General features: G+C 65.5%; 22 protein-coding genes, 1 tRNA gene and 2 pseudogenes. 13 read left to right on the top strand and 12 right to left on the bottom strand.

Features of this window, described 5'->3' with window-relative positions:
• Positions 1 to 84: 84 nt before the first annotated feature.
• The gene (locus KB874_RS13350) at positions 85 to 2,055 is read right to left on the bottom strand and encodes an AMP-binding protein (RefSeq protein ID WP_249200481.1); all 1,971 of its coding nucleotides are present in this window, start codon (positions 2,053 to 2,055) and stop codon (positions 85 to 87) included.
• 221 nt (positions 2,056 to 2,276) lie between these two features.
• Between KB874_RS13350 and KB874_RS13345 the strand changes: the two genes are divergently transcribed.
• Both KB874_RS13345 and KB874_RS13340 read left to right on the top strand, forming a co-directional pair.
• Positions 2,277 to 4,160, top strand: a complete 1,884-nt coding sequence (locus tag KB874_RS13345) for a hybrid sensor histidine kinase/response regulator (RefSeq protein WP_212537043.1) — start codon at positions 2,277 to 2,279, stop codon at positions 4,158 to 4,160.
• 77 nt (positions 4,161 to 4,237) lie between these two features.
• The gene (locus tag KB874_RS13340; RefSeq protein ID WP_212537042.1) at positions 4,238 to 4,936 is read left to right on the top strand and encodes a response regulator transcription factor; all 699 of its coding nucleotides are present in this window, start codon (positions 4,238 to 4,240) and stop codon (positions 4,934 to 4,936) included.
• Between the two features lie 4 nt (positions 4,937 to 4,940).
• On the opposite strand, the gene KB874_RS13335 is transcribed toward KB874_RS13340, so the two are convergent.
• The 3 genes from KB874_RS13335 to fdhF form a co-directional block, all read right to left on the bottom strand.
• Positions 4,941 to 5,099, bottom strand: a complete 159-nt coding sequence (locus KB874_RS13335; RefSeq protein ID WP_212537041.1) for a hypothetical protein — start codon at positions 5,097 to 5,099, stop codon at positions 4,941 to 4,943.
• Positions 5,100 to 5,139: 40 nt separating this feature from the next.
• Complete coding sequence (locus KB874_RS13330; RefSeq protein WP_212537317.1) at positions 5,140 to 6,336, bottom strand: hydantoinase/carbamoylase family amidase; 1,197 nt, start codon at positions 6,334 to 6,336, stop codon at positions 5,140 to 5,142.
• Positions 6,337 to 6,541: 205 nt separating this feature from the next.
• Positions 6,542 to 9,325 carry a formate dehydrogenase subunit alpha gene (gene fdhF, locus KB874_RS13325; protein ID WP_212537040.1) on the bottom strand — a complete coding sequence of 928 codons (2,784 nt, stop codon included), beginning with the start codon at positions 9,323 to 9,325 and terminating at the stop codon, positions 6,542 to 6,544.
• 275 nt (positions 9,326 to 9,600) lie between these two features.
• On the opposite strand from fdhF, the gene KB874_RS13320 reads away from it, so the two are divergent.
• Positions 9,601 to 10,080 (top strand): VOC family protein, encoded by a 480-nt coding sequence (locus KB874_RS13320; RefSeq protein WP_212537039.1) that lies wholly within the window; start codon positions 9,601 to 9,603, stop codon positions 10,078 to 10,080.
• A 1-nt stretch (position 10,081) separates the two neighbouring features.
• On the opposite strand, the gene KB874_RS13315 is transcribed toward KB874_RS13320, so the two are convergent.
• Positions 10,082 to 10,894, bottom strand: coding sequence for an HNH endonuclease (locus KB874_RS13315; RefSeq protein ID WP_346346550.1), 813 nt, complete (start codon positions 10,892 to 10,894; stop codon positions 10,082 to 10,084).
• Positions 10,895 to 11,130: 236 nt separating this feature from the next.
• Here KB874_RS13315 and KB874_RS13310 point away from each other — a divergent pair, with 236 nt between their 5' ends.
• The 3 genes from KB874_RS13310 (at position 11,131) to KB874_RS13300 (ending at position 13,077) form a co-directional block, all read left to right on the top strand.
• Positions 11,131 to 11,991, top strand: a complete 861-nt coding sequence (locus KB874_RS13310) for a branched-chain amino acid aminotransferase (RefSeq protein ID WP_212537037.1) — start codon at positions 11,131 to 11,133, stop codon at positions 11,989 to 11,991.
• A gap of 464 nt (positions 11,992 to 12,455) precedes the next feature.
• Positions 12,456 to 12,911 carry a universal stress protein gene (locus tag KB874_RS13305; RefSeq protein ID WP_212537036.1) on the top strand — a complete coding sequence of 152 codons (456 nt, stop codon included), beginning with the start codon at positions 12,456 to 12,458 and terminating at the stop codon, positions 12,909 to 12,911.
• 76 nt (positions 12,912 to 12,987) lie between these two features.
• A tRNA-Ser gene (locus KB874_RS13300) sits at positions 12,988 to 13,077 on the top strand.
• 350 nt (positions 13,078 to 13,427) lie between these two features.
• Here KB874_RS13300 and KB874_RS13295 read toward each other — a convergent pair.
• Both KB874_RS13295 and KB874_RS22940 read right to left on the bottom strand, forming a co-directional pair.
• On the bottom strand, positions 13,428 to 15,128 hold the full coding sequence (locus tag KB874_RS13295; RefSeq protein WP_249200479.1) for a recombinase family protein: 1,701 nt from the start codon (positions 15,126 to 15,128) through the stop codon (positions 13,428 to 13,430).
• On the bottom strand, positions 15,125 to 15,352 hold the full coding sequence (locus tag KB874_RS22940) for a DUF2924 domain-containing protein (protein ID WP_283054676.1): 228 nt from the start codon (positions 15,350 to 15,352) through the stop codon (positions 15,125 to 15,127). The genes KB874_RS13295 and KB874_RS22940 overlap by 4 nt, the downstream gene beginning before the upstream one ends.
• 495 nt (positions 15,353 to 15,847) lie before the next feature.
• Here KB874_RS22940 and KB874_RS13285 point away from each other — a divergent pair, with 495 nt between their 5' ends.
• Complete coding sequence (locus KB874_RS13285; RefSeq protein WP_212537035.1) at positions 15,848 to 16,552, top strand: DNA adenine methylase; 705 nt, start codon at positions 15,848 to 15,850, stop codon at positions 16,550 to 16,552.
• 119 nt (positions 16,553 to 16,671) lie between these two features.
• Here KB874_RS13285 and KB874_RS13280 read toward each other — a convergent pair whose 3' ends face one another.
• Positions 16,672 to 17,670 (bottom strand): DNA-methyltransferase, encoded by a 999-nt coding sequence (locus KB874_RS13280; protein WP_212537034.1) that lies wholly within the window; start codon positions 17,668 to 17,670, stop codon positions 16,672 to 16,674.
• 148 nt (positions 17,671 to 17,818) lie between these two features.
• Between KB874_RS13280 and KB874_RS13275 the strand changes: the two genes are divergently transcribed.
• Positions 17,819 to 18,526, top strand: a complete 708-nt coding sequence (locus KB874_RS13275) for a hypothetical protein (RefSeq protein WP_212537033.1) — start codon at positions 17,819 to 17,821, stop codon at positions 18,524 to 18,526.
• 67 nt (positions 18,527 to 18,593) lie between these two features.
• Here KB874_RS13275 and KB874_RS13270 read toward each other — a convergent pair whose 3' ends face one another.
• The 4 genes and pseudogenes from KB874_RS13270 to KB874_RS13255 form a co-directional block, all read right to left on the bottom strand.
• A complete protein-coding gene (locus KB874_RS13270; protein WP_249200478.1) occupies positions 18,594 to 19,022 on the bottom strand; it encodes a hypothetical protein in 429 nt (142 codons plus the stop codon).
• A pseudogene (locus KB874_RS13265) lies at positions 19,019 to 20,203 on the bottom strand (recombinase family protein); the annotation flags it as partial. The gene KB874_RS13270 and the pseudogene KB874_RS13265, both read right to left, overlap by 4 nt.
• Before the next feature lie 314 nt (positions 20,204 to 20,517).
• Entirely contained in the window at positions 20,518 to 20,901 is a 384-nt protein-coding gene (locus tag KB874_RS13260) for a hypothetical protein (protein WP_212537032.1), read from the bottom strand.
• Positions 20,898 to 21,176 carry a hypothetical protein gene (locus tag KB874_RS13255; protein ID WP_212537336.1) on the bottom strand — a complete coding sequence of 93 codons (279 nt, stop codon included), beginning with the start codon at positions 21,174 to 21,176 and terminating at the stop codon, positions 20,898 to 20,900. Before KB874_RS13255 ends, KB874_RS13260 begins: the two co-directional genes overlap by 4 nt.
• Here KB874_RS13255 and KB874_RS13250 point away from each other — a divergent pair.
• From KB874_RS13250 to KB874_RS13235, 5 genes and pseudogenes are all read left to right on the top strand, one after another.
• A pseudogene (locus KB874_RS13250) lies at positions 21,103 to 21,612 on the top strand (phage tail tape measure C-terminal domain-containing protein); the annotation flags it as partial. The gene KB874_RS13255 and the pseudogene KB874_RS13250 sit on opposite strands and share 74 nt — an antisense overlap.
• The gene (locus KB874_RS13245; protein ID WP_212537031.1) at positions 21,612 to 22,238 is read left to right on the top strand and encodes a DUF2460 domain-containing protein; all 627 of its coding nucleotides are present in this window, start codon (positions 21,612 to 21,614) and stop codon (positions 22,236 to 22,238) included. The pseudogene KB874_RS13250 and the gene KB874_RS13245, both read left to right, overlap by 1 nt.
• Complete coding sequence (locus KB874_RS13240; RefSeq protein WP_212537030.1) at positions 22,235 to 22,585, top strand: hypothetical protein; 351 nt, start codon at positions 22,235 to 22,237, stop codon at positions 22,583 to 22,585. Before KB874_RS13245 ends, KB874_RS13240 begins: the two co-directional genes overlap by 4 nt.
• Positions 22,578 to 22,709, top strand: coding sequence for a hypothetical protein (locus tag KB874_RS23165; RefSeq protein ID WP_283054545.1), 132 nt, complete (start codon positions 22,578 to 22,580; stop codon positions 22,707 to 22,709). The genes KB874_RS13240 and KB874_RS23165 overlap by 8 nt, the downstream gene beginning before the upstream one ends.
• A gap of 5 nt (positions 22,710 to 22,714) precedes the next feature.
• Entirely contained in the window at positions 22,715 to 23,185 is a 471-nt protein-coding gene (locus KB874_RS13235; protein ID WP_249200476.1) for a lysozyme, read from the top strand.
• Positions 23,186 to 23,245 lie beyond the last annotated feature (60 nt).

The raw sequence follows: 23,245 nt of genomic DNA, 5'->3' as shown, positions 1-23,245 counted from the left end.
TCGCCCCATGCTCCACCCAACGGCAAAGGCACCATGCGGGATGGCGGGCGGGGCGATGTTGCGCCTGCAACGAGCGACGATCCGTCATTCCGCCGCCATCCTGCCCGTCACCGGCACGACCTTTGCGTCGAGGATCTTCAGCGTCGCCTTGATCTTGCCCTTGCGGCCGTCCTCGTAGGTCACCTCGGTCTCGGTGTAGACGCTGTCCGACCCGTCATAGAGCGCGTCCACCAAGTCGTGGAACTTCTCGCCGATCACCTTGCGGCGCACCTTGCGCGTGCGGGTCATCTCGCCGTCGTCGGCATCCAGTTCCTTGTGCAGCACGAGGAAGCGGTGCACCTGGCAGCCCGACAGAATCTCGTCCTGCGCGACCGAGGCGTTGACCTCCTCGATATGCCGCTTGATCGTCTCCAGCACCTGCGGGTGCTGCGCCAGTTCCTGGTAACTCGCGTAGGCGATGTTGTTGCGCTCGGCCCAATTGCCGACCGCCGTCAGGTCGATGTTGATGAAGGCCACACAGCGGTCGCGCCCGGCACCAAAGACCACCGCCTCGAGGATGTTCGGATAGAACTTCAGCTTGTTCTCGACATACTTGGGCGCGAACATGCTGCCGTCGGCCATCTGGCCCACGTCCTTGGCCCGGTCGATGATGCGCAGGTGGCCGGTCGATTCCTCGATGAAGCCTGCGTCGCCGGTGGCGACCCAGCCCTCGGCATCCTTGGTGTCCGCCGTGCTTTCCGGGTTCTTGTAGTATTCGACGAAAACGCCCGGCGAGCGGTAGTAGACCTCGCCATTCTCGGCGATGCGGATCTCGACGCCAGGAGCCGGAACCCCCACCGTATCGCTGCGCACCTCGCCATCCGGCTGCACGGTGATGAAGACCGATGCCTCGGTCTGGCCGTAGAGCTGTTTCAGGTTGATCCCTAGCGAGCGATAGAAATCGAAGATCTCCGGCCCGATCGCCTCGCCCGCGGTATAGCCCACCCGCACGCGGCTGAACCCCATCGCGTTCTTGAGCGGCCCGTAGACCAGCAATTCGCCCAGCGCGTATTTCAGCCGGTCCAGCAGGCCCACGGATTTCCCGTCGAGTATCTTCGGCCCGACCTTGCGCGCATGGGCCATGAAATGACGGAACATGCGCTGTTTCAGCGGGCTGGCATCCTCCATCCGGATGGTGATCTGCGTCAGCTGCGTCTCGAAGACCCGCGGCGGGGCAAAGTAATAGGTCGGCGCGATCTCGCGCAGGTCGGTCAGCAGCGTGTCGGCGCTTTCGGGGCAGTTCACGCAGAAGCCCGTCCAGTAGCTCTGGCCGATCGAAAAGATGAAATCGCCCACCCAGGCCATCGGCAGGTAGGCCAGCACCTCGTCGGTGCGCTTGAGCTTGTCGAATTCCGACGCGGCCCGGGCGCTTTCGATGATGTTTCGGTTCGACAGCACCACGCCCTTGGGCTTGCCCGTGGTGCCCGAGGTATAGAGCATCACGCAGGTGTCGTCATAGGTCAGCGCCGAGCGCCGCCGTTCCAGCTCGGGCAGGAATTCGTCGCGCGCGGCGCGGCCCTGGTCCAGGATATGGCTGAACTGGTGCAGGTGGGAATGATCGTATTTCCGCAGGCCACGCGGATCGAGATAGATCATGTGCTCGAACTGGTGCAGGTCGTCCTGGATCTCGATGACCTTGTCGACCTGTTCCTGGTCGCTGGCGATGACGAACCGCGCGCCGCAATGGGCCAGCACGTAGACCATCTCCTCGGCCACCGCATCCTGGTAGAGCGGCACGGGGATTGCGCCCACGGACTGCGCCGCGACCATCGAGTAATACAGGGACGGGCGGTTGCGGCCAATGATGGCGATGTGATCGCCCGGATTCACGCCCAGATTCAGCAGACCCAGCGCCAGCGCCTCGACCTCGTCGGCCGTCCGCTTCCAGCTCCAACATTGCCAGATGCCGAATTCCTTCTCGCGATAGGCGGGTGCGTCGCCGAACTGGGCGGCGTTCCGCAACAGCAAGGCGGGAATCGACCGCAGGCCTTCCGTGCCCTCGGACTTCGGTTCCAAATCTATTCCTCCCCGCGCCGGCCTGCGCCAGCACTCTCCTCTGGGCCTGTTCCGGCCACGACCGCTTGTGCGATTCTGTGGCCCATTAGGTCCATTCCCAACCTTGCGGTCAACTTTTTCCGCAACATTTCCGGAATGTAACCAATTGTAACAGGCCGCGCCGGGCAGGTCCTGTCGATGGGATTTGCCCCGCGCCATGCGACGCGCTACCGCTGGGGACGATGTCACGCGATCCGCTCATCACCGCCGGGCTGAACCTGATCCAGCAGGCGCTGTCGATCTTCGACAGCGACCTGCGGCTTGTGCTGGTCAACCGCCCGATGCAGCGCATGTTCGACCTGCCCGATCCGCTGGTCACCCCCGGCGCGCCCTTCGAGGCGATCATCCGTCACCTCGCCCAGCGGGGCGAATACGGCGAGATCGACGATATCGAGGCCTTCGTCCACAGCCGCGTCGACCTCGCCCGCGCCTTCGAGCCGCATTACATGGAACGCACCCGCGCCAACGGCCGGGTCATCAGCGTCGAGGGCGCGCCGCTGCCGCAGGGCGGCTGGGTGACGGTCTATACCGACATCACGGCGGTCAAGACGCAGGAGGCGCTGCTGCGTGCCCGCTCGGAAACCCTGTCAGAAGAGGTGCTGCGCCGCTCCGAGGAACTCAGCCGGACGAACCGCGCCCTCGCCGCCACCAACGCCGCCCTAACCGAGGCGCAGCGCGGCCTGGCCGAGATGGAGGCCCGCACCCGCACCACGGCCGAGATGATGCCAGCCCATATCGCCCGCGTGGACGCGGCGGGGCGCTACACCTTCTCGAACCGTCGCCTGGCAGCGGTCATGCCGGGCCGCCCGACCGAGATCGTCGGGCTGCACATCTCAGAGACGCTGGGCGAGCAGGCCTACGACCGGGTGCACCCGCACCTGGAGGCCGCGCAGGCCGGGCGCCCCAGCACCTTCGAGTTCACCGACGAGATGTCGTCGCGCCGTATCCGTGCGGCCTTTACCCCCGACCCGATCGAGCCCGGCGTCTACATCCTCAGCCAGGACGTGACCGAGGAAACCCAGACCCGCGCCGCCCTGCAACAAACCCGGCGCCGCGAGATGGCGGCGCAACTGACCTCGGGGCTGGCACATGATTTCGCGAACCTGCTGACGATCATCCTCGGGATGCAGTCGAAACTGGCCCGCCTGCCCCTGACGCCCGAGGCCGAGCCGCTGATCTCGGCCACATTGCAGGCGGCGCGGCGCGGCGGGCAACTGCTGAACCGGATCGCCGACATCACCGGCCCGCGCCGCTGGCAGCCCGAACCGCTGCGCCTGTCGCGCTTCCTCGGCGACCTGTCCGTGCTGGCTTCGGCTTCGCTGCCCGAGGGGATCGCGCTGCGGTTGCGGGACGACACGACCGGACCGCTGCTGCTGGACCCGGGCCTGTTGCAGGATGCCGCGCTGAACCTGGTCCTGAACGCCCGCGACGCCTGCGGGGCGCAGGGCACCATCACCCTGGCCGCGCGTGAGGTGCAGGACACCTGGCTGGAGCTGGCGGTGAACGATACCGGGCCGGGCTTTTCCGATACCGCTCTGGCCCACGCGCTGGACCCGTTCTTCACCACCAAGGGAGGCGAGGGTTCGGGGCTGGGGCTGGCCATGGTCTATGACATGGTCAAGCTCGCCGGCGGATCGATGCGCCTGCGAAACGGGGCAGAGGGCGGCGCGCTGGTGACCCTGCGTCTGCCGCTGCGCCGGGCCATCGGCACACCGAATGGTGGGCTGGTCCTGCTGGTCGAGGATGGCGCCGACCTGCGCGAGACGATCCGCGAGATGCTGACCGGTCTCGGTTTCGCCGTCGTCGAGGCCGCCTCGGTCGCCGAGGCCGCCCTGCTGGCCGAAGGTCTGCCCGACCTGGCCCTGGTACTGAGCGACATCATGCTTGAAGGCGAGGAAACGGGGTTGAGCCTGATCGAACGCCTTGCCCCCCTGCCCGTCCGGCTGATGACCTCGCTGCCGCCGGACCACCCGTATCATGCAGCGGCCCGGGCGCTGGGTCCGGTCCTGGCCAAACCCTTCGACGTGGCGGGTCTCGCCGCCTTCCTCGAACCGCAGCCAGCGTGAACCAGCACCCATTTCATGGTCCCGGGCACAGGATACGGCCCCTTTCCGCAGCCGCCGCGATCCCTTAGACCAAGGGCATGAGCGCGCTTGTCACCATCCTCGACGACGAACCGGCCATCCGCGAGATGCTGGCCGAAGCCTTGCAGGAGGCCGGGTTCCGCACGCTCGCCTTCGGGCGGGCCTCCGACTTCGAGGCTGCGCTGCGCCGCACCACGCCCGACCTCTGCCTTGTCGACCTGGGCCTGCCCGATCGCGACGGGCTGACGCTGGTTCACCGCCTGGCGCTGCAACAGGGCGCCAGTGTCATCATCATCTCGGGCCGGGCGCAGGTTCAGGACCGAGTGACCGGGCTGGAACTGGGCGCAGACGACTATATCATCAAGCCCTTCGATCCGGCCGAAGTGGTGGCGCGCGTCCGCGCCCGCCTGCGCGCGCCGCGTCAGACGGCGGCGACCGGCGACACCGCCCGTTTCGGCGGCTGGACCGCGCATTTCGACCGTTTCGCGCTGGAAGATGCCGAGGGCCAGGAAACCCCCTTCAGCCAGGCCGAAGGCGCGGTGCTGCGCCTGTTCCTGGAACGCCCCAACCGCCTGATCACCCGCGCTGCCATGCAGGAGGCCCTGGGCGGCACGGCAGGTGACAGTTTCGACCGGGCGATGGACGTGCGCATCTCGCGCCTGCGCACAAAGCTGCGCGAGGACCCGAAGAACCCGCGCCTGATCAAGACGATCTACGGCGCGGGCTACATCTTTCTCGGCGACGTCGCCTGGGAATGACGCCTTATCCCAGAACGGCCCTGATCGCGGGCAACGCCGCCGCCGCGCCCAAGCCCACCAGCACACCGACCCCGAACCGCGCCCAGCGTCCGCCCAGGCGCGGACCGGCCAGGCTCAACAGGCCGCAGATCGCGGCGTAGTAGACCAGCGTCATCGGGTCCATCGGCACCCTCCCGTCCTGTCGCACCCATCCGTCGCAGCGCTCAAATCGTCGTCACCGCCCGGGCCAGCGCCCGCAACCCGATGACAAGGTCGACCTCGGCGGTATCCTCGGCGAAATCGTGGCTGATCCCGCCGATCGAGGGCACGAAGAGCATGGCCGAGGGCATCAGCCGCGCCACGTTCGACGCGTCGTGCAAAGCACCCGACGGCATCCGCCGCCAGCGCCCCGGCGCCTCGGCCTGGCATGCGCCCTCCAGCGCGGCGACGAGGCCCGCGTCCATCGCCACCGGCTCGATCCCCAGCATCGGCCCCATTTCCAGCCCCATGCCCCTCTCGCGCGCGACCTCCTCGGCGGTCTCGCGGATCACCGCCTCCATCCGCGCCAGCCGGTCGGCATCGCCGTCCCGCCACTGCATCGAAAAGGCCGCCCGCCCCGGCACGATGGAATGCGCGTCGGGATGCAGGCGGACATGGCCGATGGTCCATACCGTGGCCGGGGTGACGATGTTGCGGAACCGCTCGTTGATGCGCGCATTGAAGGCCGACAGCGCCTGGAAGGCATCGCGCCTCAGATGCATGGGCGTGGTGCCCGCGTGGTTCTGCTGCCCGGTGAAGGTGATCATCCGGTCACGGATGCCCACGATGGCATCGACCACGCCCAGCGCCTCGCCCGCACCATCCAGCACCGGCCCCTGCTCGATATGCATCTCGAGATAGGCCGAGAACCGTGCCGGGTCGACCGGCGCCTCCAACCGCGCGCCCATCGCGGCCCGCGCGTCGCCCAGGGTCACGCCGGCCCGGTCCGTCAGCCCGTCGGCCTCGGCCTGCGCCAGCACCCCGCCCCAGACCGCGCTGCCCGTGGTCACGCCGAACCGCCCCTCTTCGTCCTGGAAGGACACGACCGACACGGGCGGCCCGCCCGACTCGGCGGCGGCGCGCGCAATCTCCAACCCCGCCATCACTCCCAGCGCCCCGTCCAGCCAGCCGCCTTCGGGCTGGCTGTCGCTGTGCGAGCCCAGCAGGATGGACCGCCCGGGCGCGAGGCCGAACAGCGACCCCATCGGATCGAACACGGCCTCCAGCCCCGCCGCGCGCATCACACCCGCCAGCCAGTCGCGCGCTGCGATGTCTGCCTCGGAATAGGCCGGTCGCACGACGCCCTTGCCCACGCCCGACGCGCCGAAACGGCGCAGGTCGTGCAGAGACTTCAGGAACCGCTCTTCGTTCACGGCAATCATCGTCATCCCTTCATCTTGCCCGGCAAACTCCGGGAAGCGCGGGGGTAAGGGGTTGCCCCCGACCGTGCGCAGCCCCCGCTCCACCACGCCAGCAACGGATCGACCGTCCGCAAGAAACGTCACGCCAGCCAGAAGCACCCGAGGCACAGGGCGCAGCCCGAAGCCGAGACAGGCTGCGCGCGCCCGCAGGGCGCGCACCGCTGGATCACTCCGCCGCTACCGGCGCGGCGTCGGCCTTTTCGACCCGCACCGCGGAATACTTGAACTCGGGGATCTTGCCGAACGGGTCGAGCGCCGGGTTGGTCAGGATATTGGCCGCCGCCTCGACATAGGCGAAGGGCAGAAAGACCATGTCCGGCGCCACAGCGCGGTCCGCCCGCGCCATCACCACCAGCGACCCGCGCCGCGTCGTCAACCGCACCAGCCCCCCCGGCTCCACCCCCAGGCTCCGCAGCGTCGAAGGGTGCAGCGAGCAATTGGCCTCGGGCTCCATCGCATCCAGTACGCTGGCCCGGCGCGTCATGCTGCCGGTGTGCCAATGCTCGAGCTGCCGGCCCGTTGTCAGCACCATGGGAAAGCGATCATCGGGCATCTCGGCCGGCGGCGTCACCCGCGCCGGGGCAAACCGCGCCCGTCCCGCCCGCCGCGGGAAGCCATCGGCAAAGACCACCGACCGACCCGGATCGTCCGGGCCGGAACACGGATAGGCAACGGCGCTTTCGGTGGCCAGCCGCTTCCAGGTGATGTGATGCAGCGAGCGCATGCTCATCTTCATCTCGTCGAAGACCTCGCGGGGATCGTCGTAATCCCAGTCGAGGCCGACACGCCGTGCCATCTGCACCAGGATCTCCCAATCCTCGCGCGCCTGCCCCGGCGCATCCAACGCCTTGCGCGCCATCTGGACTTGCCGGTTGGTATTGGTCACAGTGCCACGCTTTTCCGGGAAGGCGCTCGCCGGCAGGATCACGTCGGCGAAGTTCGCGGTCTCGGTCAGGAAGATGTCCTGCACCACCAGGTGATCCAGTTGCGCCAGCGCCTTGCGGGCATGTTCCACGTCGGGGTCGGACATGGCCGGGTTCTCGCCCAGGATGTACATGCCCTTGATCTCGCCGCGATAGACGCGGTCCATGATCTCGACGACCGTCAGCCCGGGGTTTTCGGAAATCTCGGTGCCACGCCAGATGTGCCGGAACAGCGCCCGCACCTCGGGGTCGGTCACGCTCTGGTAATCCGGCATCACGTGCGGGATGAGCCCCGCGTCCGAGGCGCCCTGCACGTTGTTCTGGCCGCGCAGCGGGTGCAGGCCGGTTCCCGGCCGCCCGACATGGCCGCACAGCAGCGCCAGAGAAATCAGGCAGCGCGCATTGTCGGTGCCATGGACGTGCTGGCTGACCCCCATGCCCCAGAAGATCATCGCCCGGCTCGCCCCGGCATAGGCCCGCGCCACGGCGCGGATCGTCTCGGCGGAAATGCCGCAAAGCTCGTTCATGCGCTCCGGCGTGAAGGCGCGGATATGCTCGCGGAACTCGAAGAAGCCCTCGGTGAACCCCTCGATATACTGCCGGTCATACAGCTTTTCCTCGACGATCACGTTCATGATCGCGTTCAGCAGTGCCACGTCGGTGCCGGGGCGGAATTGCAGCATGAAGGCCGCATGCCGCTTCAGTGCCTGGCCGCGCGGATCCATCACCACCAGTTGCCCGCCGCGTTTCGTGAACTGCTTGAAGAAGGTCGCGGCGACGGGGTGGTTCTCGGTCGGATTGGCGCCGATCACGATGGCGAGGTCGGCATTCTCGATCTCGTTGAAGCTGGCCGTGACCGCGCCACTACCGACGTTCTCCATCAGCGCCGCGACGGACGACGCGTGGCACAGCCGCGTGCAATGGTCGACGTTGTTGTGGCCAAAGCCCTGCCGGATGAACTTCTGGAACAGGTAGGCTTCCTCGTTGGTGCATTTCGCGCTGCCGAAACCCGCCACGGACGTCCCGCCGTAAAAGCTGCGCAGATCGGCCAGCCCATGCGCGGCGCGGTCCAGCGCCTCTTCCCAGGTCGCCTCGCGGAAATGCGTCCAGGGGTTCGAAGGATCGACGTTCAGCCCCTTCTCGGGCGCGTCCTCGCGCCGGATCAGAGGCACGGTCAGGCGGTGCGGGTGGTGGATATAGTCGAAACCGAAGCGCCCCTTGACGCAGAGCCGCCCCTCGTTGGCGGGGCCGTTGACCCCCTCGACATGCTTGACGCGGCCATCCTTGACCTTGACCGACACCTGGCAGCCGACACCGCAGAACGGGCAGACCGATTTCGTCTCGCTGTCGTAGTCCCGGCTGTCGCCCTGCTGGGCTTCGTCCAGAACGCTCGCGGGCATCAGGGCGCCGGTCGGGCAGGCCTGCACGCATTCGCCGCAGGCGACGCAGGTGCTGTCGCCCATCGGGTCGGCGAGATCGAAGGTCGGATAGGCGTCATGCCCCCGGCCCGACATGCCGATCACGTCGTTCACCTGCACTTCGCGGCAGGCACGCACGCAAAGACCGCACTGGATGCAGGCGTCGAGGTTGACGCGCATCGCCACGTGGCTGTCGTCGAGCAGCGGGATGCGCTCTTTCTCCAGCGCCGGAAAGCGGCTGTCGCTGACGCCCTGCGCCCCGGCCATGTCCCACAGGTGGCTAGACCGGTCATGCGCCGCCTCGCGGTCGGGCTGGTCGGCCAGCAGCAGTTCCATCACCATGCGGCGGGCCTGCGTGGCCCGGGGATTGGCGGTGCGCACCACCATTCCCTCGGACGGCTCGCGGATGCAGGAGGCGGCCAGCGTCCGCTCGCCCTCGATCTCGACCATGCAGGCGCGGCAGTTGCCGTCGGGGCGATAGCCCGGCGCGGGCTTGTGGCAGAGATGCGGGATCTTCAGGCCGCGTCCGTTGGCGACCTCCCAGATCGTCACGCCCATCTCGGCCTCGACCTGCTCTCCGTCGAGAATGAACCGCACCGTCTCGCCCATGCGCGCCTCCCTGTTGCAGTTCAGTTTTAACCACAGCGCGGGCGGCGTCCACAGATCAAACCCGACCACGCAGGCGCGATTTGCGCCGTGGCGGTTTCCGATCCGCGCCGCGCGGGTCGCGAAAGGCACATGGCGCCTACAGGTTTTTCGGGATGCGAAAGCCGCCACCACAGCCCCTCGGCCCCCCAGTGAATTTTCGCAGAGCGGTTACGCGTCTTTCGCCACTTATGCGCACTGGCGCACAACGCTAATTCTTCGCCAAAAGGAAACAGACCATGACAGCCCATCCCGAAACCCGCATCGGCCATGTTCACCTGAAGGTGTCCGACCTCGACCGCGCCATCGCCTTCTACCGCGACGTTCTGGGGCTGGAGGTGATGCAGCGCTACGGACCGCAGGCGGCCTTCCTGTCGGCCGGGGGCTATCATCACCACATCGGCCTCAACACCTGGGAAAGCGCCGGCGGCCCGCGCCCGCCGCGCAACGCGACGGGCCTGTATCACACCGCCTTTCTCTATCCCCATCGCCAGGCGCTGGCGCAGGCGCTGCGCACCGCGCTGGAACATGGGGTCGAGATCGAGGGCGCGGCCGATCACGGCGTGTCCGAAGCGATCTATTTCTCGGATCCCGACGGCAATGGCATCGAACTTTACCGCGACCGCGCCCCCGAGGACTGGCCACGCGACGCGGCGGGGAACCTCAAGATGGTGAACGCGCCGCTCGACCTGAACGCGCTGCTGGCCGAGGCCGCATAACCTAGACGGGCGGCATGTAATCGCCCATGCCGAACCGGTTCTCGCGGTGCCATTTCAGCGCCGCGGGGCTGGGCCAGTCGCGACGGTCCTTCGGCAGGTGCAGAATACGGTCGGGCAACAGAAGGCGGTCCATCACGTCGCGCGGCACCTTGTTCTCGGATGCGAGGATCTGCATCCGCGACGGTTGCGCTGCGTCAGGGATCGCCACCGACAGAAGCCCCCGGTCGAACATCCAGTGCAGCGTGCCGGACAGCGCCAGACCGTTGCTGACCTTGTCGCTGCCGCGCTCCTCGACCGGAACAATATGGGCGGCCTGCACCTCGGGTCGCCCGCCACCATTGCGCAATTGCATGCCGGACATGGCGCAGCGATAGTCATAGGCCTCGCGCACGCGCCTGCGGAAGGCGACATCGCGATAGGGGCGGCGCATCAGTCGTTCGACCACCGGACGTTGGAAGATGGCCGGCGGGTCGTCGATCTCTGGTCCCCGAGGATCAAACCGTCGCGCCTCGCGCTCGATCAGATCCTCGGGCAGGCCAGCATTCACGATGGCCGCGAAGTCTGCCGGCGGCAGGCTGCGCACCGCCAGTTGCTGGCGTCCGCCCTTCACCGGATTGCCCTCGGCATCTGCAAGCAGGGTTTCCCACGGTCTGCCGTCCTTCAGACGCGGCACGGTCTCGTCGAATTCCAGGTAACTGCCCGGCTCGATCAGCGCCAGGAATCGCCCTGGCGCGTTGGGTTTCGGGATCACCTGCACCACCTTCGCCACCGCGAAATAGCCGCGAGGCCCCGCCTTGACCGGTTCGTAATACACGATCCAGTCGCCTACCGAGGCCATGACTGTACGCAGATAAGACTTTGGAAAGTCGTACCGGACGTCCGGTTCGTCGTCATAGATCGATTCTGCTTTGTGGAGGAAGACCGCATACGCCATGCCGCCAGGAGAAGATGAAAAGGCGGTTTCGCGCAAGATTGAACGAGAGCGTCCTGCCCCTCTGGACCTTGCCCGCCCAGGCCCCTAGCCTGCACCCTGAGCGAGGGAGGCCCGACATGGCGACAGGCAAGAACATCCGCACCTATTTCGACGGGCGCTGGCATGACGGCGACGTGCCGGTCATGCGGGCCGCCGATCACGGTGCATGGCTGGGTTCGGGCGTGTTCGACGGGGCGCGCGCAGTGAACGGCATGGCGCCCGATCTCGACGCCCATTGCGCGCGGGTCAACCGCTCGGCTGTGGCGCTGATGCTGAAGCCCACCGTCCCGACCGAGGACATGGTGCAGATCGTGCACGAGGGGCTAAAAGCCTACCCGACGGAGGCCGCCGTCTACATCCGCCCGATGTACTGGGGGATCAACGGCGACGCGACGGCCATCGTCCCGCAGCAGGACGAGACCGGTTTCGCCATCTGCCTTGAGGAAATCCCGATGGCCCCCACCACCGCCTCGGTCAAGCTTGGCCGCACGCGGTTCCGCCGCCCGGTGATGGAGGATGCGGTGGTCAATGCCAAGGCCGGCTGCCTTTACCCGAACAACGCCCGGATGCTGGCCGAGGTGCGCGCCCGAGGCTTTCAGAATGCGCTGGTCGCCGACGCCATGGGCAATGTCGCCGAAAGCGCCACGGCCAATGTCTTCATGGTGCGCGACGGCGTGGTCTTTACCCCCATCGCCAACGGCACCTTCCTGGCCGGGATCACCCGCGCGCGGCACATCCTGAACATGCGCGCCGACGGGATGGAGGTGCACGAAACCGTGCTGACCTTCGAGGACTTCGCGGATGCCGACGAGGTCTTCCTGTCGGGCAACATGAACAAGGTCACCGCCGTGACCGGGTTCGAGGACACCGCCTACCAGGCCGGCCCGGTGACGCGGCGGGTGCGCGAGCTGTATTGGGACTGGGCCGCCAGCGCGTGACACGGGCCCCAACCACGAGACCGCTACCGACGTGCAATTTTTTTGAGATATTGAACAGATAAGCCCGCATCATTGTCAGGATCGCCGATTAAATGCCAACCCATCCGGTTCGCAGCCTCCGCAACACTCTCGCCCTGCGGGTCACTTTCTATGTCCCGGACATTCGGTTCGACACGGTTGCTGCAGTCTTCCGGGCGATCGGCGTTCCGTTCGTGTTGTTGATCCCGTTCCTTTTCGTCGTCCGACGTTGGACTCCTTGACGGCGTCGCCTGCGACCGCGCCGCGATGTCCGTCGGCCCGCCAACGACGATGCACAGGGATCAGCAGAGGCACCGGCGCCAACTCTTGCGTCGCCGCAAAGCACGGGCCGGCAGCGCCACGGTGCCGGTTTCGCGACCCCTGATCGCCGACGCTTGCCAGCGCCCTGCCCCTTCGCCATGATCGCAATGCAGAGGGAGTGAGACATGCGCAAGTTTCTCGTCGTGCTCGACGACAGCCGCGAATGCCTGAACGCCATGCGCTTTGCCGCGATGCGGGCCTCGAACACGGGGGGCGGCGTGGCGATCCTGTCGGTGATCCCGCCGGACGAGTTCAACCACTGGATCGGCGTCGGCGAAGTCATGCGCGAAGAGGCCCGAGAACGCATCCACGCCCATTTCGAGGTCTTCGCCAAGTGGATGCGCGACAAGCAGGGAGTCGACCCCGAACTGGTTATCCGCGAAGGCGATCCGGTGGTCGAGATCCTGGCCCAGGTCCGCGACGACCCCGATATCGGCGTTCTGGTCCTGGGCGCCGCCGCCGACAAGAAGGGTCCCGGACCGCTGGTCACCCAGCTGACCCGCAACTCGGGCTCGCTGCCGATCCCGGTGACGATTGTTCCCGGGGACCTGTCGAAGGAACGGCTGGAAGCGATCACCTGACCGCGCGCTCTTGCGCATCGCCGGAAGACGGAAAACCGCTTGCAGCCCCCTACCCACCCTTGCTACACGCGGCGTCGGAGAGGTGGCCGAGTGGTCGAAGGCGCACGCCTGGAAAGTGTGTAGGCGGGGAACCGTCTCGAGGGTTCGAATCCCTTCCTCTCCGCCAGCCACCCCGGTCTCTGCGATCCCAGTGCACATTTGCCTGTTTTCTCCCGACTTTCCCGGGGTTTGGCAGCTGGCATGTGCATGAGAGACGCCCCCACCTTCCCCTGTTAGTCGGAATTCCCAGCGCAGTCTCCGGAGGCTGCATCACGCGCTTCGGTTGAGGCGCGTTTTGCTGTTAACAGGGAATTTACAGGGAATTCCCTCGGATTCTGGCTGCTCCTATGCGTTTCGAGCGTGAATCCACTCGTGATGTCAGCGGGTTACGAACGAATTCCCTGTTTTCGATAACAGGGAATTCTTCCGGCGAGATCAGGGATCCACGCTGCAGAAACAGGGACGCGCCAGCGTGTATCAGCGATATGCAGGTCCAGGCTGGAACCCGTACAGCATCGCTTGCGCATGCCAGTCGAGCGGGATCGGCTTTCGGATGATCCGTTCGAGCGTCAGGTCCGGCGGCTGGCGCCCGTCGAGGATCGCGCCTTGGATCGCGGGCGAGAGAAACGCCAGCTGAGCGCGGGTCCGGATGTAGGATTCGGAATGCCCCGTTGTCGCGGCGATCTCGCTCAGAAGTTTGCCGTTGCGCAGGTCGGCCACCCAGGAATGCGCCCGCGAAAGGCCGCGGATCAGGGTTCGATCGGGTTGTGGTTCGCGATCACCAACGACGATCTTGCCTTCCACGCCACGCCGACGCATGGCGAAGGAAGCTTCGATCGACAAGGCCGAAGGATCGATCTCCTCGGGGCGGATGCCGAGCGTTTCTGCCAGCGCCGTGGCATTCAGCGTCAGCTCGATGCACGCCTTCTGGACTTGCCCTTCCAAGACGAGCTGACCGAGCAGGTCGGGCGCGCCCGCCGAAAGCTGCGTCGACAGTTCCTGCACTTTGTTTCGGATGGCATCGCCACGCAGGAGGTCGGGCGTGACGCAGAGCCGATGCATGTCCGCAAGTTCCGCCAGATGCCTTGCGACCACGTCGGCGCAAGCGTTCTCCAGCCCCGCGGCGGGCAAGCGCCAGCCTTGTGGATCGGTCCCGCCCGAGATGAGCCGGTTCGAGACGTAGTACCGCACCTGCCGTCCATGCCGGTTCGTATGTGTCGGGGTCAGCCGATCGCCGGTTTCGTCGCGAAGCTTGCCCGCAAGCGGGGTCAGGCCGTTCCGGTTCTGTTGACCGACGGCGGCCACGCGACGGCGGGGTCGTGCGCTTGCCGCTTGCAGCTTGGTCTGAACGGATCCCCAGAGCCCTTCGTCGATGATGGGAGCATGCTGACCATCCCACACCCGGGACTTGTGCCGGATCTTGCCGATGTAGATCGGGTTGCGAAGCACCGCGTAGACCTGGCCACGCGAGAAGGGAATGCCGCCCTGCACCCGCCCGGACTTGAAGCTATGCCGCTTTGACCGTAGCCCCATCTCCTCTGCCCGGAGCATCACCGCATTCAGGCAGCCAAGCTCGTTATAGAGCGCGAAGATCGCGCGCACCGTTTCCGCCTCCGGACCGTTGACGACGAGACCGCGGATCTTCGGGTCGGGATGCGGATCGTAGCCCAGAGGTGGCACGCCCCCCATCCAGAGCCCTTTCTTCTTCGAGGCCGCGATCTTGTCGCGGATGCGCTCGGCAGTCACCTCCCGCTCGAATTGTGCGAAGGAGAGGAGCACGTTGAGGGTCAGCCGCCCCATCGAGGACGCCGTGTTGAAGGCCTGCGTGACCGAGACGAAGGAACAGCCGGCCGCATCGAGGCGCTCGACCAGCTTCGCGAAGTCGGCGAGCGACCGGGTCAGGCGGTCGATCTTGTAGACCACCACCATCTGGACATGGCCTGCATCGATATCGCCGAGAAGCTCTTGCAGGGCGGGCCGGTCGAGCGTTCCGCCCGAGATGCCCCCATCGTCGTAACGGGCCTTGTTCGCGATCCAGCCTTCATGCCGCTGGCTGGCGATATAGGCGGCGCAGGCCTCGTGCTGGGCATCGAGCGAGTTGAAGTCCTGGTCGAGTCCCTCGTCGGAGGATTTGCGCGTATAGATGGCGCAACGGATCTTCGGCTTGCTCATGGTCATGCCGTTCTCTTCAGACCGAAGAACCGGGGCCCGGACCAGCGGGCGCCGGTGATGGCGCGGGCAATCGGCGACAACGAGGCATGGCGTTGCCCGTTCCAGAGGAACCCGCCTTCGACGATATCGACGACATGGGTCACGCCATTCCATTCCCGGATCAGCCGGCCGCCGGGTTTGAGCGCGGGGCTGCTTGCAGGCCTATCTTTTCTTTTCGTGTGGCGGAACAGTTCGACCCTGGTCGCTTTCGATTGAGGTGGACCCGAAATCGAAAGTCTGCTGCTTAGGGCGTCTGTCCCAGCGCGCCCAAATAGCTGTTGGAAAGATAAGAAGTGCCGGTCGCAACATGTCCAGTCGTTGCCACGATTAGCCCCGAAACGGATTGGTCGGGCTATCGCTAGCCGCGCAGCTGAATGTAGAGACCATGTTCGGAGATCTCCACCCGCTCAACAAGTACCTGCATGAGAGCTGTGCACCTTGGAGCTTCTACAGCCGACCATGCATTGAGGTTGCCCGCCGACTACCCGACGGGGCAGGCCACTTGCGCTTGCCGTCAGACGCAGGCATGAGGATACAATGGTGGGCGTACCCAAGTCGCACGGCGACATCAAGCTAAGCTAGTAGAGAAGGCACCGGAAGAGTGCCGAAGCGGGACAGGAGGGGCAGTGGGATCGCAGGGACTTAGACCGTTCTTCGGATACTATGGGGGTAAATGGCGAGACGCCGTGCGGAATTACCCGCCTCCAGAGCATGACACCATATTCGAGCCGTTCGCCGGCTCAGCGGGTTATTCCCTCCGCTATCCCGACCGAAAGGTAGTCTTATGCGAGCGTGATCCACAGATCGCTGCGGTTTGGCGGTTTCTTTTGCGGGTCAGGCCGGACGAAATTCATGCGATCCCCGATGTTCCCTTGGATGGCACTGTGGACGACCTCCTTATCTGCGAGGAAGCGAAATGGCTTGTTGGCCTGTGGCTAAACAGAGCGGCCGCTCGGCCGCGACGAAGCCCCTCCAAGTGGATGCGCATCGGCATTCGTCCGGGCTCCTTCTGGGGAGAGCGCGTCCGAACAACCATTGCAAGCCAACTCGAAGCTATTCGCCACTGGCGCATTATCGAAGATGATTATAGGGCCTGCGAGAAACGAGGAGTGCAGGCTACTTGGTTTGTAGATGCGCCCTATCAGTCCGCTGGCAGGCATTACCATTACAGTTCGGCAGAGATCGACTACAACGAGCTCGCCAACTGGTGCCGGAGCCGCCCTGGACAGGTCATCGTCTGTGAAAACGAGGGGGCGGACTGGCTTCCGTTTGAGCGGCTCGATAGCGTCAAGACTACCCGGGCGGGCCGCCGCTCAAAGGAGGTCGTTTGGCTGGCAAACCACCAAGCCAACTGCAAGACGGCCGAGAAGGATGCGAACGCGGCCGCTTGACCGTTTCTCCGGGTGCGCCTCTGCATGGGACATCTGAGGGAGCAGTGCCAGCCCCCCGTACCGCAGGCGTGGGGTGCTTGGCGAGCGGCAAACATTAAATGACGCTAGGGCGTATCCACCTAGGTACCTCGCTGCGCCAGCTCTGAAGCCTCAAAACGAAACTTGCCGCCCTCAACGTATTTCTTGACCTCATCGAATGCTAGCCAACGGCGGCTCAGTCTCTCGCAGACGGCTCCCGTTGTATTTGAGCCAGCGAAGGGGTCGAGTACGATGTCGCCTTCCACGGTTACCAGCTTGATGAAAAATTCCGGCAGCGCGGCGGGAAACCTTGCCGGATGGATCGTGAGGCCGGCTTCCTTGCAGCGCTTTGTGTATTTGTCGTTGGCGCTATTGTTCCCGAAGACCAGAAAATCATCGGGCAAGCGATTCTCAAGAGCCTCTTGAATGACGTTAGCCGGGATAGATCCGCCGCTCTCGACCTTGCTGAAACCCTCATTGATGGCATGACCGCCAGGCCGTCGAGTGGCCTTCAGTCCCCTGGCGTTTAGACGCAGCATGTCCTTGCTGTAGGGCTTTAGCACTGTACGGTTGTTCGCTTTCGGCCATTCCGTCTTGCCGAACCACCATATGTGTTCGACGGCATCCTTGATGCGGATGCGGCGCACCGTGACCCACTCAGCGGGAACCGGCATCTTTGCCGGGTTATACCAATACGACTCTTGAGCGAGGTGAAACCCCGTTTCTTCTACGAGCGCGATAAGAAGTTTGTACTGACTGATCGAGCGGGTGGGATGGCCCCGGTTCCAACTTCCTGAGATATTGAGGACGAAGGATCCATCGTCCTTAAGAATCCGCCTAATCTCCGCCGCGAAAGGAAGGAACCAAGCGACGTATTCCGACGCTGCAACGTTACCGTACGGTTTCTTAGAATGGAGCGCGTACGGAGGTGAGGTAATGACTAGATCCACGCTGTTGTCGGGGATTGTCTTCATAGCCTCCAAGCTGTCGCCGATGTAAGCGGCACCGAGTCCAGTCTCATAGGCAGGATCCCAGCTGGGCAGCAGCGTAGTCGGGGCGCTCAGATGAGCTGAAAAGAGGGATGACGAAGCTTCAGTCATGAGAACATCCGTAGAACGCTGGGACCCACACTGTTTCAACCGCGCGCGGTAAAAGTCAAGGCGATGGGTCCGGCGGGGCTAGGCAAACCCGCTCCGATCTGACAGGCAGTGCTCGAAAGGGGCCACAGTCTATATGATCGAGAGAATCATGAAGCTCATCGATGAGCTGAACCCAGAACTGAAACAAAAGGTGTTCGATCACCTCAGAACCTCCTGCGTTAACCACCCTCTTGAGCGAGAGTGGAATGCGTCCGCAGAGGTGATCTTAGACGCCATCGCACAGAGTAGCGACCTCACGCAGCGCGGGGTCAAGGGCGTTATCGCAGATCGAGCTTTCCACCGCATCGTCGTCCCAAGGCTTCAACGCGCTGGCTGGACTACCAACCCGATTGTAGGCGACCTCGCCTATGACGCTGACCTTTCGCACAACGGTTCGAGAGTGACGGTTCAGGTCAAGATGCAGCGCCGCGAGCGCGGCCAGCCGAAGGAGAGGTTCGCGAACGGGCAACCCCAATGGGTCGTCGAGGTGCAGAAGACTCGTACGGGGCAAGATTCCGACGGTGCGTCAACGCGGCCATACGCCTTCGGTAACTTCGACATTCTTGCGGTCAACCTCTATGCCAGTTCGGGCGATTGGTCCCATTTCGTATATACCGTTGCGAAGTGGCTACTGCCGCGACGCGAGGACGTTGGTTTAATCGCGGTCATGCAGCCTGTCTCGCAAGTGCCTTCTGACCACTGGACCGAAGACTTCGATGAAGCCGTTGAGTGGCTGCATTCAGAGGAAATGCGACGTCTCCCCGCTTTCGACAAGAAGCGTCGCAAAGCTGCGCCACAGACCGGGTCACTCCTGTAGCAAGCATATCCTCGGCGCTTCCAGTACCAGCCCTACGTGCGGAAGTGCTTCCGTTAGGTGCTGATGGTCAGCGGCGCGGCTGCCGATTAGAAAACAAGAGCGGAGCGCTGCGATGTTCGGATTCGCCAGACTGCTCACGCCACACAACTGAGAAGGCCGTCATCACCGCTTGCAGCGTCATCGCCTCCGGCTGTCGCCCGTCCAGGATCGCCTCGACGATGTCGGGCGCGAGCAAGGTCAGACGCAAAACGCGGGTCATGTACGACGGTGCGATCCCCTCGCGCTCGGCCAGTTCGGCGATGGTGGCGAACTCGCCCGACTCCAGCATGCGCTTCCATCGGAACGCACGGGCCAGCGCCTTGACCAGCGTGTTGTCCGTCCGCCGCGGCTGGGTAGAGCCTTGCGGCAGCTGCATCTCCTTCCGCCCGCCTCGCTTCACGAGGCGGAAAGGGACTTGGAGCGTGACCGTCTCGGGGATCGGAGCCCGGCGTGTCATGCAGCTTCTCCGATGTCGCCGACCAGCACCTCGCGGGCCAGACCGCTGAGCCCGTCGACGCGCAGGCGGACGTTCAGGCCGTCGCTGCCGATGTAAACGCTCTCTACAAGCAGCGCTACGATGCGGGCCTGCTCGGCGGGGAACAGTTCGTCCCACAGCGGATCGAGCTGCTGCAGAGCGGTGCGGGCATCGGCTTCGGTGATGTCGTCGGCGTGAGCGCGCACCGCTTTCCACGTACCCGCCACGATCTCGGGCTGACGGAACACGGCGCGGAGTTGGTCGATGACTGCGGCCTCGATCTCGCCTGCTGGCACGCGGCCGACCGGACAGGACCCGGCGCCATGCTTCAGCACGGTCTGGCTGACATAGTAGCGGTAGAGCCTTTTGCCCTTGCGCGTATGGGTCGGTGAGAACGCGGCACCATCGGGCCCGAAGAGCAGTCCCTTCAGGAGCGCGGGAGTCTCGGAGCGGGTGCGGGCAGCGCGCTTGCGCGGGCTCTCCTGCAGGATGGCGTGGATCCGGCCCCACGTTTCGCGGTCGATGATCGCCTCGTGCTCGCCGGGATAGCTCTCGCCCTTGTGGACCGCCTCGCCGATATAGGCGCGGTTGTTCAGCATCCGGTAGAGGTACTTCTTGTCGATCCGGTTGCCTCGCGGCGTGCGGATGCCGCGCTTTGCGACCTCGCGCGCCAGTTCCGTCCCCGACCCGATCTCGAGGAAGCGGGCGAAGATCCAGCGCACATGCGCAGCGGTTTCTTCGTCGATGACCAGCTTCCGGCTCTCGACCCGGTAGCCGTAGGGCGGGACCCCGCCCATCCACATGCCCTTCCTGCGGCTGGCGGCGACCTTGTCGCGGATCCGCTCGGCGGTGACCTCGCGCTCGAACTGCGCGAAGGACAGCAGAATGTTCAGTGTCAGCCGGCCCATGGAGGTGGTGGTGTTGAATGACTGCGTCACCGAGACGAAGGTCACGCCGTTGCGGTCGAACACCTCCACCAGCTTGGCGAAGTCGGCGAGCGAGCGGCTGAGGCGGTCGATCTTGTAGACCACCACCACGTCGACCAGCCCGTCCTCGATGTCCTCCAGAAGGCGCTGCAGGCCGGGGCGCTCTAGCGTGCCGCCCGAGATGCCGCCATCGTCATACTGGTCGCGGACCAGCACCCAGCCCTCTGAGCGCTGGCTACCACATCTATCTCCGGAGCTTTTTCGAGAAGTTCCCGGCTGATGCGATCGGTGGGTCGAACCGGGCCTCGGCCGCCCAACGTGAAATTGCCGTCGACTGGGGCGGCAACACGGTGGTCATGACCGACCTCGATGGCGCCAAGAAGTTCTTCCGGAAGCGCGGGTGGATCCGGGAGTTCTTTGATCGGCATGGAGTGCGTGCCGGGGATACGGTGACGGTCGAGGAGATCGCGCCCTACAGTTATCGTGTGGCACCGCAGAGGCGTTCCTAGTGATGGGTCTAGGAATGGGGGCTCGGCTGCCCACTATTCGGGTCACCGAAACGCCCGCTCAGCCTGCTCCTGCCAAGTCTCCCCCGCCAGAAAGCACAGGTCGTAGAGGCTGATCGCCGACGTCTCGCGGCCGCAAGTCAGGCGTTTAAGCACCTCGGGCGCCAGATAGGCGAGGCGCAGTTGGCGGCTGACATGGCGTTCGGCCAGACTGACGGCCTCGGCCAGTTCCTGGATCGTGGCGAACTCGCCAGACTCCATGCGCCGCCGCCAGCCCCATGCCCGGCCGATGGCGCGCAGGATGTGCGGGTCCTGCGTCTGATCCTCGGTCGGGCTGTAATCGGCGGGCGGCATGATCTTGGGCCGCCCGTTCTTCTTGCGCAGCTTCAGAGGGATCAGTACGCGGATCGTGTCATTGCTTCGGGTCATTCGGCGGCCTCCATGTCGCGCGGCGCGATCATCTCGCGGATGACGCCCGCGACGCCTTCGCGGCGGATATCAACCTCGAGCCCTGCGGCGGTGACGGTGACGCGCCGGACCAGAAGCTGGATGATCCGCGCCTGCTCGAGCGGAAATAGCTGGGCCCAGAGCGTGTTGAAATCGTGCAGCGCCGCGATGGCCTCGGCTTCGGATATCGGCCAGCGCCTCGTCAGCGCGTTCCAGTCGGCCGAGGACGCGGTCGGGGAGTTCGTGAAGACCGGCAAGCTGAACTTCCGCGATCTGGTGACCTCGCTCATTGCCGATCTGGCGAAGCTGGCGGCGCGGCGGTTCATCCTCGGCCCCATCGCCAACGCGCTCTCGGGCGCGCTCGGCGGTGCTGGCGGGATCTTCGCCAACATCCTGCACGCAGGCGGCATGGTCGGATCGTCCGGCCCCTCGCGCATGGTGCCGGCCATGGCCTTCGCCGCTGCACCCCGGATGCATTCGGGCGGCGCGGTCGGCCTTCGCCACGACGAGGTGCCCGCGATCCTGCAAAGGGGCGAGCGGGTGCTCTCGCGCCGCGAGGCGCAGAGCTACGGTGCTGGTGGCGGGATCAACGTCACCATCATGGCCCGCGACGCCGAGAGTTTCCGGCAATCCCGCACGCAGGTCGCGGCGGATATCGCACGGGCGGTGTCGCTCGGGCGGAGGGGCATGTGATGGCGTCCCATGAGGTCCGGTTCCCGGACAACATCAGCCGAGGCGCGCGCGGCGGGCCGGAGCGGCGCACCCAGATCGTCGAGCTTGCCTCTGGCGACGAGGAGAGGAACGCCAGCTGGGCCAACTCGCGCCGCCGCTATGACGTCGCGTACGGCATCCGCCGCGCCGACGATCTGGCGGCGGTGGTCGCCTTTTTCGAAGCGAGGAACGGTCGCCTCCATGGCTTCCGCTTCAAGGACTGGGGCGATCACAAATCCTGCCTGCCCTCGGTGACACCCGCACCGACCGATCAGGTGATCGGCACCGGCGATGGCGCGACGACGGCGTTTCAGTTGGTGAAGCGCTACGCCTCGGGCAGCCAGACATGGGTTCGGGCCATCACCAAGCCGATCGCGGGCACCGTGCGCATGGCGCTCGGTGGTGTCGAGCAGGCCTCTGGCTGGTCCATCGATACCACGACCGGCGTCATCATTTTCGCCACCGCGCCGGGCCTCGGCGTCACGATAACCGCGGGCTTCGAGTTCGATGTCTCGGTCCGCTTCGACACGGACGTGCTCGACGTGACGCTCGACCTCGAGCGGCTGGGCTCGATCACCTCCATCCCGCTTCTGGAGATCCGACGATGAACGACGAAACCGGATTTCTGGCGGCGGCGCTGAAGGAACTGATCGCCTCTACCGCCGTGATTCTCGCCGCCTGGGGTGCGCTCGGGGGCGCGACCAACGCGCTGACCACGAAGATGCGCCTGCGCGACGCGCTGCGCCACATCTTGCTTGGCGGTCTGATCGCGGCCGGGATGGGCAGCCTGTCGATGGCGATCATCACCCGTTGGCTCGGTCTGCCGCCCGAGGCGATCCCGGCCGGGGGCGCGGCCGGATCGGCCGCCTATCTCGTCGGCGTTTTCGGCCCCGCCTTCATCGAAGTGCTGCTCGCCCGCCTGCGCCATTCCGGGAAAGGCGATGGCGATGCATGACCTTCTCCGCCTTGCACGCTCGCTGCGCTGCGATCCGACCGATCCTGGCCAGGCCTTCCGCCACCGGCTGGGCGTCGGCATCGCCGTCGCCGCGCTGATCCTGATGCTCTCGCTTCTGGGGTGATTTCCATGGAGATGACTGACCGGGGCATTCTGGCCCTCGTCCGGCACGAAGGCATCGTGCCTGGACCCTACACGGATGTGAAACAGGTCTGGACCTTCGGCATCGGCCACACCGCCGCTGCCGGGGAGCCCGATCCGGCCGCGATGCCGCGTGGCATGCCCGCCAATCTCGATGCCGGGATCCGCGAGGCGTTTGGGGTCTTTCGCGCCGACCTCGCGCGTTACGAGGCCGCCGTCCTGAGCGCCGTGAAGGTGCCGCTCGAGCCGCATGAATTCGATGCGCTGGTCTCGTTTCACTACAACACAGGCGGCATCGCCAAGGCGGCGCTCAACCACCTCGACCTCGATGCCATCGAGGCGCGCGAATACGCGCTTCGCGCCTATGACGGGGCCCTGCTGATGGTCAGCCATGACGAGGGTTTCCTGCATCGTATCGGGATCGCGCGCCGGGTCACGCTACCACTCTTGTCCCGATAATCCGAAGGCTCGGGGTTGCGGATCTGCATGCTCGCCTTGGCGATCCGTGCGGTTTGCCGC

Source organism: Thetidibacter halocola, from assembly GCF_018224955.1.
Classification (GTDB): domain Bacteria; phylum Pseudomonadota; class Alphaproteobacteria; order Rhodobacterales; family Rhodobacteraceae; genus Thetidibacter; species Thetidibacter halocola.
The sequence above is the reverse complement of the archived record's forward strand: the minus strand, read 5'-3'. Positions and strand labels throughout refer to the sequence as shown.